The 14,642-nt window shown below is 35.9% G+C and carries 13 protein-coding genes; 2 read left to right on the top strand and 11 right to left on the bottom strand.

The genetic code is table 11. From position 1 onward, the window contains the following. Positions 1 to 34: 34 nt before the first annotated feature. From EGT49_RS06600 to ulaG, 9 genes are all read right to left on the bottom strand, one after another. The gene (locus EGT49_RS06600; RefSeq protein WP_167849773.1) at positions 35 to 1,165 is read right to left on the bottom strand and encodes an SLAP domain-containing protein; all 1,131 of its coding nucleotides are present in this window, start codon (positions 1,163 to 1,165) and stop codon (positions 35 to 37) included. Positions 1,166 to 1,527: 362 nt separating this feature from the next. Further along, positions 1,528 to 2,226: an L-ribulose-5-phosphate 4-epimerase gene (locus EGT49_RS06595; protein WP_135372710.1), complete on the bottom strand. Its 699-nt coding sequence runs from the start codon at positions 2,224 to 2,226 to the stop codon at positions 1,528 to 1,530. Then, positions 2,226 to 3,092, bottom strand: a complete 867-nt coding sequence (locus EGT49_RS06590) for an L-ribulose-5-phosphate 3-epimerase (RefSeq protein WP_135372708.1) — start codon at positions 3,090 to 3,092, stop codon at positions 2,226 to 2,228. The genes EGT49_RS06595 and EGT49_RS06590 overlap by 1 nt, the downstream gene beginning before the upstream one ends. A gap of 11 nt (positions 3,093 to 3,103) precedes the next feature. Continuing rightward, positions 3,104 to 3,895 (bottom strand): DeoR/GlpR family DNA-binding transcription regulator, encoded by a 792-nt coding sequence (locus EGT49_RS06585; RefSeq protein WP_135372706.1) that lies wholly within the window; start codon positions 3,893 to 3,895, stop codon positions 3,104 to 3,106. 27 nt (positions 3,896 to 3,922) lie between these two features. Next, entirely contained in the window at positions 3,923 to 4,558 is a 636-nt protein-coding gene (locus tag EGT49_RS06580) for a 3-keto-L-gulonate-6-phosphate decarboxylase UlaD (protein ID WP_135372704.1), read from the bottom strand. A gap of 15 nt (positions 4,559 to 4,573) precedes the next feature. Next, entirely contained in the window at positions 4,574 to 4,867 is a 294-nt protein-coding gene (locus tag EGT49_RS06575; protein ID WP_135372702.1) for a PTS sugar transporter subunit IIB, read from the bottom strand. Positions 4,868 to 4,890: 23 nt separating this feature from the next. After that, the gene (locus EGT49_RS06570; protein WP_425456256.1) at positions 4,891 to 6,375 is read right to left on the bottom strand and encodes a PTS ascorbate transporter subunit IIC; all 1,485 of its coding nucleotides are present in this window, start codon (positions 6,373 to 6,375) and stop codon (positions 4,891 to 4,893) included. 44 nt (positions 6,376 to 6,419) lie between these two features. Continuing rightward, complete coding sequence (locus EGT49_RS06565; RefSeq protein ID WP_135372698.1) at positions 6,420 to 6,866, bottom strand: PTS sugar transporter subunit IIA; 447 nt, start codon at positions 6,864 to 6,866, stop codon at positions 6,420 to 6,422. 24 nt (positions 6,867 to 6,890) lie between these two features. Continuing rightward, positions 6,891 to 7,964, bottom strand: coding sequence for an L-ascorbate 6-phosphate lactonase (ulaG, locus tag EGT49_RS06560; protein ID WP_135372696.1), 1,074 nt, complete (start codon positions 7,962 to 7,964; stop codon positions 6,891 to 6,893). Between the two features lie 308 nt (positions 7,965 to 8,272). On the opposite strand from ulaG, the gene EGT49_RS06555 reads away from it, so the two are divergent. Further along, complete coding sequence (locus tag EGT49_RS06555) at positions 8,273 to 10,927, top strand: Cna B-type domain-containing protein (RefSeq protein WP_135372694.1); 2,655 nt, start codon at positions 8,273 to 8,275, stop codon at positions 10,925 to 10,927. A 19-nt stretch (positions 10,928 to 10,946) separates the two neighbouring features. Here EGT49_RS06555 and EGT49_RS06550 read toward each other — a convergent pair whose 3' ends face one another. Further along, positions 10,947 to 11,831 (bottom strand): helix-turn-helix domain-containing protein, encoded by an 885-nt coding sequence (locus EGT49_RS06550; protein ID WP_135372692.1) that lies wholly within the window; start codon positions 11,829 to 11,831, stop codon positions 10,947 to 10,949. 355 nt (positions 11,832 to 12,186) lie between these two features. On the opposite strand from EGT49_RS06550, the gene EGT49_RS06545 reads away from it, so the two are divergent. After that, on the top strand, positions 12,187 to 13,554 hold the full coding sequence (locus EGT49_RS06545; protein WP_135372690.1) for an amino acid permease: 1,368 nt from the start codon (positions 12,187 to 12,189) through the stop codon (positions 13,552 to 13,554). 202 nt (positions 13,555 to 13,756) lie between these two features. On the opposite strand, the gene EGT49_RS06540 is transcribed toward EGT49_RS06545, so the two are convergent. Continuing rightward, complete coding sequence (locus EGT49_RS06540) at positions 13,757 to 14,404, bottom strand: nitroreductase family protein (RefSeq protein ID WP_135372688.1); 648 nt, start codon at positions 14,402 to 14,404, stop codon at positions 13,757 to 13,759. Between the last annotated feature and the right edge of the window lie 238 nt (positions 14,405 to 14,642).

Below are 14,642 nucleotides of genomic sequence, written 5' to 3'. Positions count from 1 at the left end.
GAATCTTTCGATCCACAGTTTTATTGAATATAAATTACTTAATTTCTGAAACCTTTAACCATTCATGAGTTGCTACACGATACATTTTTACTCCGTTAGTCGTCTTCATCAAATCTGTAGCCCATCTTGTACTTGGTGACAATGAACGACTGGCAATCAATTCCCCATTATCATCGTATAGATGTGCAAGTCCGCTGTTCTTTGTTTCTACGACGCTACGATCTGCTTTGGTTGCATCCTTGTTGGTATCTATATCAGTGTTGGCATCTTCTGAACCTTTTTCGTTTTCAACGATGATATCAGAAGCTTTCAACCATTCGGTTGTTGATACTTGATAGTATGTTACGCCATTCAAGACCATCTTGTTATTTGTTTGCCATCTTGACTTGTTAACTAATGAGCGGCTCAAAACTTTGCCGTCTTTGTCATACAAGTGTGCCATTTCAACGTTTACTCTGACAACGCCCTTGATTGGCATAATTCCATCCAAATTCTTCTTAACGGTAACAAATTGTGTATTGCCTTCATTTTGTAATGTTAAATCTTTATCTGCTACAGTGTATCCTTCTGGAAGTTGGTCATCTTCTAATGTAACTGAATCTCCAGCTTTATCACCAAAGATTTGTGTTCTACCAACTTCGTTTTCGTCAGATGTCTTGAAGATGATTGTGTTAGAAACTTTCTTCGTTACGGGAACGTTATATTCTTTTCCCTGTTCGATGGTGATTGTCTTGTCGGCATCATTGTTCCAACTGCATCCGGCAGGTAAATTAGTTAATTCAACTTCATTGCCAACACCACCGTCGACACTTTCTGAAGAAACTAATTTGTTATTTTGATCAACGTAATTAACTTTAACAGTAGTTAATGGAGTAATTTCAACTTCCAAACTTCCTTGTAAATCATCGCTGAAGACTGTCAAACTAGTATCTTTCACAGCGTATCCTTCAGGAGCTAAGGTAATTCTCTCACCTGCTTTACCATTAAGTTGGCGAACTGAATATTTACTGCCGTTTAACATATAAGTTACAGAATTGGCAACTTCTTCACTAGCTTGAGTAGTTGCTGGTGCAGCGTTAACGATTGTTGCTGGTGTGACAACTGTGCCCAAGACCATACCTGAAACTAAAATTCCACTAAGCAATAATGATGTACTCTTTTTCAAAATAATCCCTCCATTATTTGTCATACTATTCTTATTATACTTATCAACTCAAATTTTAATTAAAACAAACATACGTTTCAAGACTTATTCAACAAACTTATCAAAACGTTTACACTTTTTTGGATACTATTTAGAAATCCTAAGTAATCAATCTTTATGTCACTCAAAGTAAAATAATGAATATAAATAAGTTCCTAGACGTATGAAATACGAAATCAGCTAAAATTCTTCTTATCAAATAATTACTTAACGTGACCAACTTTTATAATATAATCTTCATTCTTATTATTGTTATTCATAAAAAATTAAGAAGATCAAACTGGATAAAAAAAATCAGAGTCTTTCGCTCTGATTTTTTTTTATTAATTTTTTTGTCCATAGTAAGCATTCTTACCATGTTTTCTATAATAATGTTTATCTAATAAATATTGTGGTACTTCAATATTATCACGAGTTAATTGAAGTGCATGATATGCCATTTCTGCAACGACTTCCAACACCTTTGCATTGTATACAGCTTTATCAGGCGTAGCTCCCCAAGTAAATGGGCCATGTTGTCTTACTAACACTCCTGGTACGGCTTCTGGATCGATTCCACGTTCTTTAAATGTTCGAACGATAACATCTCCAGTGTTTTTTTCATATGCTTCTTTAATTTCTTCTTCTGTTAAAGCATCTGAAACCGGAACTTGTCCATAAAATGTGTCTGCATGTGTTGTTCCTAAAGCTGGAATATCTATACCAGCTTCGGCAAAAGATACTGCCCATGGTGAATGTGTATGAACGATTCCACCAATATCTGGAAACTTATTATATAAGACCGTATGCGTTGGAGTATCGCTTGAAGGATTTAGCTTTCCTTCAACAACTTCACCTTTTAGATTTACAACCACCATATCGTCAGGAGTCAATTTATCATACTCTACACCGGATGGCTTAATGACAAACAATCCTTTTTCTCTATCAATACCTGATACATTGCCCCATGTAAATGTAACTAAATTTAATTTGGGTAATTTCATATTTGCTTCATAAACTTCTTCTTTTAAAGATTCAAGCATCAAATCGCCTCCTGTTCTATTCCAATTTCGGCAAAAATATCATCGAAGAATTTCTTTGCTTTTTTCACTTGTACGATAGGATCATCAGAGTTTTCACTCCACATTTCAATCGTATAGGCTCCATCATAATTTAGTCTCTTCAATTCAGATAAACATCCCTTGAAATCCACTGTTCCCTCGCCAAATGGAACATCCTTAAATTTTCCGGAAAAATCTTTTGTTACAGGTAAAGTATCTTTAAGATGGATTGCCGCTATAGAATCAATATTATCTTCCAAGTCTGAACCTACATCATTTTCAGGCCAAGCAGTTATATTCCCTAAATCTGGATAAGCTTGTAGCCAAGGACTATGAATTTCATTTTTTATATGATCCACTTTTTCAATTGAATTGAGGAACGGATCATCCATGGTTTCTATATCTAACATGACCTCGTGGCTAGCAGCGTATGCGACACACTTAGCCAAACCTTCCATAAAGTATTCCCTAGATGTCATGCTCTTTTTATCATAATAGACATCGTAACCTGCCATTTGGATATTTCTCACACCTAAATCAACAGCTAAATCAACGGCCTTGTATAACATTTCAATTGAATGTTCTCTTGTCTCTTTATCATATGAACCTAATGGAAATCTTCGATGCCCACTTAGCATTATGGTATGGATGCGTACTCCTGTATCCCATATTGCATTCCTAACTTCAGCACGTTGTTCTTTACTCCAGTTAAGCCTCTCCAATCTCTCATCACTTTCATCTACCGAAAACTCTAAGAAATTGAAACCTAATTCTTTAACTAAGTTTAATCTATCGTGCCAATTTAGATTTTTTGGTAGCGCTTTCTCGTATATCCCAAGTGAGTTCATATTTACATCTCCTAATGACCTAGTTGTATTTGAACCACTTCAATACCGCGTCGGCGAAAAGATCTAATGACCTTCTCATTAGCAAAACTATCTGTAATCAGAATATCGATATCATCAATATCCGCTACATGATAATTACTTGTAACTCCAATCTTTCGATAATCAGCCAAACAAATAACTTTCTTTTTAGTTCGTTTTACCATCGTTGCATTTACTTGTGATTCATATAAATTTTGTGTTGTTAGACCGCCATTAACACTAATACCATCAATTCCAATAATCGTATAATCAGACTGCATACTTGACAGTAATTCAATAGCGACTCCACCTACTAATGATTCTTTCGGATATCTGATTTCTCCACCAGTTAAAATAATAATTGTCTGAGGATGATGTACAGATTCAGTAGCATGTGCATTATTCGTAATAATCGTCAATCTCTTTGATGCCAATTGATTTATAGCCATCCAACACAAAGTACTTGAATTGACAAATATTGTACTGGACTCTTTGATAAAACTAGGTACTGCAGCAGCTATTTTCATTTTAATTTGATCCACTCTACTTCCAGCTTTTACGTCAATTGATCCAGAAGACAGTGCTTTACCATCTATTGATGTAGCAACCCCATTGCGCCAATCAACTACACCCATTTCCGATAAAATTCTCAAATCTCTTCTAATAGTTATCTCTGAAACCTTTAGCATCTCTGCTAGTTTTTCCACAGATACAGATTGATGTTTATTTACAATTTCTAATAACTCGCTTCTTCGCTCCTGTACATTGGAAAGTGAATTTTTCATAATGATCATCCTCAAAACGTTTTTTTATTATGTCCAAATGCGTTTGATTTCGTTTTGGAGATCAGTTGCTGCCTTTGCTGGATCATCAGCTTTTGTAATAGCTCTACCAGCAATAAATGTATATACGTCTACTCCTTTGAACAATTTAAGTGTGTCTACGTTTAATCCACCAGTAACTGAAACTCTAAAGCCCATATCTACAAGCATCTTAACTTTATTTAAGTCCTTTTCGCCCCAAGTTTCACCTGATAGCAATGCATCTCTACTTTGATGATAAATTGCTTGGGAAATACCTGCATCTAACCACTTTTGGGCATCTTCCTTAGTCCAATTACCATACAACTCAACTTGGATTTCATCAATCTCTTTGTTTGCTGCTTCCATTGTTGGAATTGTTGCGGAACAAATACATGTCATCCAATCAGCACCAGCGTCTGCCATATTCTTGGCTACTGTGCCACCAGCATCTGCACATTTAGTATCTGCAATTACAGTCTTATCTGGGAATAAAGCTTTTAATGATTTAACAGCCTTAGTTCCTTCTTGAAGAATTAGAATTGTTCCTGCTTCGACAATATCAACAATATTTCCAACTTCTCTAACATCTTCTAAAGCACTTTCCAAAGTATTATTATCTAAAGCTACTTGTAAATTTGGTTTCATTGTGAAAAATCTCCCTTATTTTACGAAATCTGTTTCATCTTTTACACGTTGTTCAATTTCTTTATCACTCAAAACATTCTTTACTCCGACAACTGTTACACCCTTAGTCTTTGCATCGTCGAACATGTTAACGAAGTTCATTGGTGTAAATACAACGTCGTATTGTTTTGCTGTACTTGTTCCTTCTGCGATACTTGTATGTTCAATATTCGTAATAGGAATATCTAATCTTTGAAATGCCTTTTTAACACTTCTCATCATCATTAAACTTGTTCCTGATCCATTTGCACATGATACTAAAACTTTCATAATTTGCCTCCAAAATAAATTAATTATTTTTTGCTAAAGTTTTCTTTATACTTATCGTAATCATTTACCATTAAGAAGTAATTTTCTGGATCTTTTCTGTATTCGAGTTGAGGAATAACAACCAAAATAATAATTACTACTGCGATACCTGCAAATCCTAGATACTTCATGATTACTGTAAATAGTGGCCATAATGTATCCCAGTCAAACATTCCGAGGTAACCACCATATTTGGCTAAACCAATCCAACTTGCAATAAATGCGGCACCAAGAACTTGAATCATACCACTCAATAGTGGCAAAATCATTGCTGCTTTAGCACCTGCACGTTTGTTGGCATATACACCAAAGGCAGCGTTATCGAAGAACAATGGAATAAATCCAGCGATAATAATTGTTGGTGAGTGGAACAAAATCAATGCACCAATCATCAAGAATTGACCTAAAGCACCGAATAAGAAACCAATTGTAACAGCATTTGCTTCACCAAATGCGAATGTAGCAGCGACATCGATACCAGGTACTGAACCAGGTAGTAATTTATCAGAAATACCACTGAAGCTTTCTGTTAATTCTCCAACGAAGGTACGTACACCTAATTGCAAGATTGCCAAGTTAACAGCAAATCCTAGAGATGTAGTCAAAATATAGAAGAAGAAACTTCCATTTGGAGCTAATCCTGAAGCGCCTTTACTTGTTACATATACTTCATTAAAGTATGGACGACCTAATACCAACATAATTATTCCGAAGAAGAATAACATTAAGATACCAGTAGCAACCATATTTTCATTGAAAATCTTCAAGAATCCAGGTAATTCAATATCTTCAAGTTTTTTAGCTTCTTTAGAATGCTTTTCATCATGTTTTTTCATCTTATCAGCCAACCATGATACTAAAGCAATACCAAACATTTGTTGGTGAGCAATGGCAAAACCACCACCATCAGTTAAATCTTGTGTATATCTAATGGTCATATTTGAACCAACTGCCCAATATAGTCCTAAAATGACACCCATGACTAGTAAAACTGGCATTCTGCCCATTTCTGGGAAACAGAATAACAGAATCCAGAATGCTGTGGCAGCCTGTTGAACTTGAACGTTACCAGTTGTAAATACTGAACGTAACTTAGTATATTTTTGAAATCTAACCAATAAAATGTTAAAAACAAAGGCGAATAAGAGTAGTAACATTACATCACCGAAACTTCTACCAAATGTTTTAACAACACCGTCTGTAACAGCATTTTGTCCAAAGTATGGATCAATAACGGTTGCGGTTAAATGAAATCTAGTTTTTAATCCAGTTAAAATTGGTCTAAAACTATTTACCAATCCACTAGAACCAACCATCAATATCATGTAACCAATGACGGCTTTCATAAACCCTGCAATTGACTCATAAATCGGCTTCTTTTCAAGAATGTATCCTAACAATACGATAAAACCGATCATATAAGCTGGTTGGGTCAAAATATTTGTAGCAAAGTAATCCCAAATTTTCATAAGTATGTCTAAAAAGTTATCCACCCTATATTCGCCTACCTTTTTTAGTCAGATCCAATTATTTCTTTCAGATCATCAATGTTTTTTACATCCATTAATTTTTCAATTAATCCATCAGTCATTAACATGTCTGATAGTTCACCGATATTTTTTAAATGCTCATCCGGATCACGAGCAGCTAACGTGAAGAATAATTTTGCATGTGAATCTGGCCCGAAGTCTACAGAATCATTAAATTTTGTAAAGCCAATAGCCGTACCAACAACATTGTCACTTTTTGCATTAGCATGTGGCATTGCTACACCAGGTACTATTACAATGTATGGACCATTATCTTCAACATTTTTAATAATTTCATCTATGTAAGCTTCTTTTATGTATCCATGTTCAACTAATTTTTCGGCAGCTATTTTTAATGCCTCTTGCCAATCTTTTGGCTTACGATCAGTAATTTCTACTAAATCCTTTGCCAACATATCTTGTAACATCATTATTTATGCACCACGTTTCTTTTTTTATAGGAATGATGGGAATGGTGTGTCGTTATCAATTGAGAATGTATCTGAGAATCCACGATCATAGTTGTATTCCATTCTGTCTTTGTCATCTGGATATGTGAACTCGCCACCTACTTGCCAAATGAATGGTTTGAATTTGTATTGCAAACGATCTTTTCTGAATTTCCATAGATTTTCAATTTCTTTAGGATCTGTCATGAAGTTCGTCCAAATATCATAATGTACAGGGATAACAACTTTTGTCTTCAATGATTCAGCCATTCTTAAAATATCTGATGATGTTAATTTATCGGTAATACCTCTTGGATTTTCACCGTATGCACCCAATGCAACATCAATATGATTTTCATTACCATGTTTTGCAAACATATTAGAATAATGTGAATCTGCTGCGTGGTAAAGATTTCCACCCGTTGTTTCAAATAAGTAGTTAACAGCAATCTTGTTCATATCTTGTGGCATCTTACCCTTGAGTTTTACATCAGGATCATCTTCAGTTACCAAAGCAGTTCTATCAAATCCTTCTAGTACCTTAACCTTTGTCTTTCCAATAGTTACTTCGTCACCAGGTTTTACAACAACTGTCTTTTCAGCGGGAACGCCCCAGCCTTGCCAAATTTTAACAACTTGTTCAGGACCATAGAATTTAGCATCTGGACAGTTCTTATTTACTGCTGCAGCTGTATTAATATCCAAGTGATCTGAGTGAATATGACTTACAAATAATGCATCCACATTTTTAACTTCAAAAGGATCGATAACGAATGGTTGGTTTCTTAGATTTGGTTGCATCTTTTGAACACCGCTCATTCTTTGCATTTGATGTCCTTTACGCATCATTCCGTTACCATGTGTTTGTTTACCAGTTCCACACCACATATCAACTAAAATGTTTGTATCTTCAGCTGTCTTTAGCCAAATTCCTGTACAACCTAACCACCACATTGAAAAAGTATTTGGTTTCACTTTCTTGTTCTCAATTTCTTCATTTAACCATGTTCCCCATTCTGGGAATGTATTTAAAATCCAACTTTCTTTTGATACTTCATTGATATTTGTAGCTTTTGCCATTTTAATTGCCTCCAATAAATTTAAAACTATCTCTTTACACTTTTTATGATATATTCATATGAATCCGTTTTCAATCGTGCTTTATGATTATTTAATGCCTTTTTATGATTTTTATGTTCACTTTATGATAGAAACAAACTTATAAAGCTCGTAAATAGTTCATACAAATGATCTTTATGATTCATTGTTAATATATGAACTTTCATTTTTTTGTTCGTTATCTACAGAAATATCAAACCCAGTCATAAAAATAATAATGAAAGTAGTATTATAATCTACATAAAGTTCAATTGAGGGAGATTAATAATATGTTTAAAAAGGGAAAGAACATATTTAGTTTATTAGTCATAATCCTGTCAGTTTTCATGAACAGTTCAATTACTACTGTCATGGCGGCTGATAACAGCACTGATTATGGCGATCAATTTATTACTAGTGCTAGTTTGAAAAACTTAACTACTGGTGAAGAACCGGTCACTTCTAGTAATATCAATGATAGTTTGCAAGCCACTTGGAACTTTGCCATTCCACAAGGTAAAGGTATTAAAGCTGGCGATACGATGACAGTCAAAATTCCTGAAGCTTTAGTTTTGAACAACGATATTTCTGGGGTTCTAATTAAGGATTCAAAAACTGAGACCGTCATTGCTAACCTTGCGGCAACTCGTAGCGATAAAAAGATTCGTTTAACTTTCACCGCTGATGCGCAAGCGGCTGACAATGTTGGCAATATTTCGGGTAGTTTTCAATTAACCACTGGCTGGGATAAGAATTTCATTACTACTCAAAAAGACGTCCCTATTGTTTGGACGTCCAATGGTTCTACTTCTGATCCTAATACTGGAACAACCATCAATGTCGATACTGGTACTGGTCCAGCCAAAAATGAAGTACTTTATAAATGGGGATCTTATGAAGAAACTGGTTCGAATAAAATTCTTTGGCAAGTTCGAGTCAATTACGAAGGCAATTCGACTCCAAATGCAATCAACAATGCCGTTTATAAAGACATCGTCGGAGCTAATCAGAAATTAGTACCTGACTCAATTCATGTTTACAACGTTAAATATCGTCCTAATAGTTATAACTATGATTTAGGTTCTGAATTAGATTTCAGCGTTATAACGGACACCTCAGATTCTGGATTTAACGTTAACTTTGGTAACATTAGTAGTGCTTACTTTATTGAATATGAAACCGAACAAACTGATAACGGCGTTTCATTCAATTATTCCAACACTGGTATTTTGAATGGTAACAATCAAACCTTAGCTACCATTCCTATCACTTCACCTGATAACAATGCTTCTGGTAGTGCCAACACTTCGGAAAATACTGCTAGCGTAACGGGGACTAAGAAGTGGGTCGGTGGCACCGAAACAGACCGTCCTAATAGTATTCAGATCGATCTTTATGCTAATGACGAAAAAGTCCAATCAACAACCACTGATCAAAGTAAGAACTGGCAATTTAGTTTTACTAATCTAAAGCGATTTTCAGCTAATGGCACGCGAGTTGTTTATTCAGTTAAAGAAGCTAATGTTCCCGAAAATTACAATAGTTCTGTCACAAGTAATGGGGAAGTTACTAATAATGCAAAAGATCATCCAATCTACAATTACACTATTACCAACACTTATAAAAGCGTGACACCACCTGTTGAAACTACCGATTACAAAGTTTCCAAAGTTTGGGATGACAACAATAATAGTGATAAGATCCGTCCCGAATCAGTCAATGTGCAATTGCTCGACAGTAATGACAAAGTTGTCGATACGGCTACTTTGAATACAAAAAATAATTGGACTTATACTTGGAAAAAATTAACTAAAGCTGACTATCATGTCGCTGAAACTAAAGTAGATGGCTATTCGACAAGCATTAAAGCCAGTGACAATGCGGCCGTTATAACGAATACTCACAAAGTTACACCGGTTCCTAAAAAAACTAGTTTTACCGTTACAAAGAAATGGAGCGGTGATACAAATGCTAGCCGTCCTAAATCTGTTAGCGTTCAACTAACTGCTAATGGCAAGGCCTATGGTGACCCGGTAACATTAAATTCCGATAATAACTGGACTTACACTTGGAATGATTTAAGTAAAGATAGTAAATACTCAGTCACTGAACAAGCTGTCTCTGGTTACACTGCCAATGTCGATGTCACGGATAATCAACATGCGATAATTACGAATACCAAAAAGCCTTCAACAGTTGTTCCACCAACAACTAAATCATTTACCGTCAAGAAAGTTTGGAACGACCAGGATAATAAAGATGGACTTCGCCCTAATGAAGTAACTGTTCATTTATTAGTAGATGGAAAAGCTTCTGCTAAGGTCGTCTTAAATGCTAAAAACAATTGGGAATATACTTGGAAAGATTTGGCCGCTGATAAGAAATATTCAGTTTCTGAAGATCAAGTTCCCGATTATTTAACCAATATCGATTTAATTGACGATAATAATGTTCAAATAGTAAATACCCACTCACCAAAGGTAACTCCTGCTGAACCAGCGCCAAAACCAGATCCTGATCCAAATCCTGGGGAGCCAAAAGATCCTAACGAACCAAAAGAACCCGAAACACCAATAGATCCAGAAACACCCACTATTCCAACAGAACCAAGTGTTCCTACGACTCCAGAGGAGCCAAAGAACCCAGAAACTCCTACTACTCCTGTAACGCCTGAGACACCAGTAGTACCTGACAATCCTTTGCTTCCTGATCCAGATCCAGACCCAGAGATTCCAAGTACTCCGTCCACAAATGAGAATCACAATCCACTTTTGCCACGAGTACCTGACACATCAACTAATCAGACCAACGTACCTCATCAAAATAGTCACGATACCTTGCCACAAACTGGTTCACCAGCAACTTGGCTTTACACTATTTTAGGATTGATTTTATTAGATTTAATTGGAATCTTCATTTTAAATAGAGCTACTAAAAAAGCCTAGTCGATTGACTAGACTTTTTTTATTGGTTTTCACGATTGTATTTTTCACGCAACGCGTTAACTCGTAACTCTACTTTCTCATTCTGATTAATTTTGGCAAAAGCTAGTGCTTCACTCAAAAGATTGTCGATTGTTTCATACGACTCCTCTTCATAGATAGCGATTTCCGCTGCCAACAATTTTAACCGTGGTAAATAATACGTGATATGTTGCTCAGAACACAACTTGATTCCGCGTTTGATCAAATCTCGACTCTTTTTGAATTCGTGTTGTTTAATTAAGAATTCGGCCGTGTAGAAAACTAGTGTCAGGATTCTCAAGTAAACGTTCACGCCACTTTTTTGGAAGGTTTCATCTTTATGAACGTCGATATAATCCTCAACTTTACCGAAGAAGAACTTCGCTTGAGTATCTCTCTTCAAATTTTGATACAGTTTCCCCAACCCGATATATGACAAATAACTAAAAATACTTTGATGACGTTCATCTAGATCGTCCAAGATTTGGGCAAAATCAAAGAAGACATCTTCTGGCTTACCTTTAGTCAATGCAAGATAGAGTCCTTTTTGATAATAATATTGCATTTTCAAGGCATCGTTATTGATTTCATCGATTTTGATTTCAGTCAGACTTTGAGATACTTGCGAATAGCTTTCCATCATCAATTCACTTTCAACTCTATCTAAAACCATTTTCATATGGGTCGTTGATTCAATTGAATTGCGATACAAGTCATCAACTGACAAACCTAAACGTTCACATAGCTTGCTTAATATTGCAAGAGAAGGGATTCGACCGTTGTTCTCAAACTTACTGAGCGTTGATTGTGTGCAGATACCCTTGCATAATTTCACTTGGGATATTTTCAACGATTTCCTTCGTTCAATAAAAATATTAATATCCATAATTTTTTCCTATATTCTGAATCCAAGAAATATTCTGTACGGAAATTTATAGTAACTTTTGAACCTTTTCCGCACTTATTTGAATGCAAAACGTTCCTTTACTGATACTATTTATTATCTAATTTATATCATTATTTGTAAATACATATTATGATATTTATATTGAAACAAATTTTCATAAATTATGTGTTAAATTTCAATCAAATTGTTCGTATAATATTCATTCCATCCACATTTGAGCATTTTCATTACAAAATGAAAAAAACCATGACATTTTTCCAAGACTGCGGTATGATATATCCCATGCTACAAAAACAGTTGTTCACAAATCATGAACAAAAGAATTGAGGTTAACATGGCTAAAGATAATTTGAGCCGCAGTTTGTCATCACGACAAATGCAAATGATTGCTCTGGGGGGAACAATTGGTGTTGGTCTGTTCATGGGTTCTGCTTCCACAATCAAATGGACTGGGCCATCAGTTTTACTTGCTTATGGATTAGCAGGTTTAATTCTTTATATGGTAATGAGAGCTCTAGGCGAAATGTTATACGTTGATCCTTCAACTGGTTCTTTTGCCAAATACGCCACCGAATATTTACATCCGGTAGTTGGTTTCTTAACTGCTTGGAGCAATGTTTTCCAATACTTAGTAGTAGGGATCAGTGAAGTCATTGCTGTCGGAACATATCTCGAGTTTTGGTTCCCAACGATGCCTAAATGGATTGCCGGAGTTGTGGTAGTTATAACATTATGCCTGGCTAACCTCTCATCTGTCAAAGCATATGGTGAATTGGAATTCTGGTTTGCGTTGATCAAAGTTTTAACTATCATTATGATGATTATTTTAGGATTCTTCGTGATCGTCTTTGGCATCGGAAATCACGGTCATCCGGTTGGTATCAGTAATCTTTGGACTAATGGCGGTTTCTTCACAGGTGGTCTGAAAGGATTCATCTTCGCCTTGTCGATCGTCGTTGCTTCCTATCAAGGAATCGAAGTTATCGGAATCACTGCCGGTGAAGCGGAAAATCCTCAAGAAAATATCGTCAGAGCCATTCGTTCAATCGTCGGTCGAATCTTGATTTTTTATATCGGTGCTATCTTTGTCATCGTTGCAATCTACCCTTGGAACAAGTTAGGCGTTATGGGTTCACCATTCGTCGAAACGTTTGCCAAAGTTGGAATTACCTTCGCAGCAGAAATCATCAATTTCGTAATGTTAACGGCTGCCATGTCAGGTTGTAACTCAGGAATTTTCAGTTCCAGTCGAATGCTTTACACCCTCGGTTTAGAAAATCATTTACCGAAATCATTCGTTAAACTGTCACGCCATAACGTTCCGTACATCCCTGTTTTAGCCATTTCCATCGGTATCTTGATCGGTTTAATTTTGAATTACGCTCTACCAATTTTCTTCCATACCTCCAGTAACATTTTCGTTATCGTCTATAGTTCCAGTGTCTTACCCGGTATGGTACCTTGGTTTGTCATCTTGTTCAGTGAATTAAGATTTAGAAAAATTAATAAAGAAAAGATGAAAGATCATCCATTCAAAATGCCACTATTCCCAATCAGTAATTACCTAGCAATTTTGGCTTTAGTTGTCATTTTAATTTTCATGTTCTTGAATCCAGAAACTACTTTGTCGTTGTTAGTTGGAGTTGTATTCTTAGTCGTTATGACGGTGATCTACTTCTTTAAAGAACGGAGAAAAGTTTAAAAAAGAGAAATCCTTTTTTTTGAGGGATTTCTCTTTTTTGTTTCTGCTTTTAAATAACCATGGTTCTATGCGATATAGCCAAAACGCGTTCCACAGGCCAGATCCCTGTGCTTTGCTACAGAACTGAAATTACCCGCAAGTGCGGCGGGCAATTCCAGTTCTTAGGCAAATGCTCGGAATCTAAGCGGGCCTATTCCACGCTCTATAGAAATGTACTTACATCCCCAACGTCATAACGAACCGACTTTGTAAATTCTCCATCTGGTTTTCCAATAGCAATTGATGTGATTGGAATATATCTGTCTGCATCTAATCCCAATGCGGGCACTACTTTATCGAAGTAATATCCTGACATAGCGTTAGCTTCATAACCGTGAGCTCTGGCCACTAGCATCAATTGCATTGCGGCCATACTGGCGTCAATCGTGGCATCTTTTTCCAAGAATGTCCGATCAGCTTTTTCATACAATGGCAAAAATGTATTGAAAATCTTGTCACGTTCTTGTTCAGTAATTCTGCCATCTTCACAAGCTTTGTTCCAAACGTCACGGTACTTCAAATGTGATTGTGTGTCACCCAACACAAAAATCAAAGCTGAGCAGCTGTCCGTTTGTGGGTAGTTAAATGGCATCATGATTGAACGGGCTTTTTCTTTACCCTTTTCGTCATCACAAACAACGAAATGCCATGACTGCAAGTTACAAGCTGATGGTGATGTGATTGCTTCTTCCAACATCTCAGAAATTTCTTCACGACTGATCTTAACATCACTCTTAAACTTTCTATATGAGTGACGATTCAACAAAATATCCTTAAAATCATTATTCACTAAGTTTCTTGTTACATCCATATAATTACTCCTCCAATCTAACTCTACTTAAATTTTAACGTTTTGAAGTTAGTTTGTAAACGGTTTCACAAAGTGATAATAGAAGTTCTTCTTAATGTTGAGTGGAGGTTAGCTGCCGCCTTCCGCACAAAACCTGTGATGGACTGGAATGCACTCGTCCTTGTCAAGTTGACATTTTCTTGGCTCAAATAATATAACTTTTTAAGCGACCTCACCCCAAAATTCTTCGTTGGTGAGG

The sequence above is a fragment of the Companilactobacillus suantsaicola genome (assembly GCF_004745525.1).
Lineage (GTDB): Bacteria > Bacillota > Bacilli > Lactobacillales > Lactobacillaceae > Companilactobacillus > Companilactobacillus suantsaicola.
The sequence above is the reverse complement of the archived record's forward strand: the minus strand, read 5'-3'. Positions and strand labels throughout refer to the sequence as shown.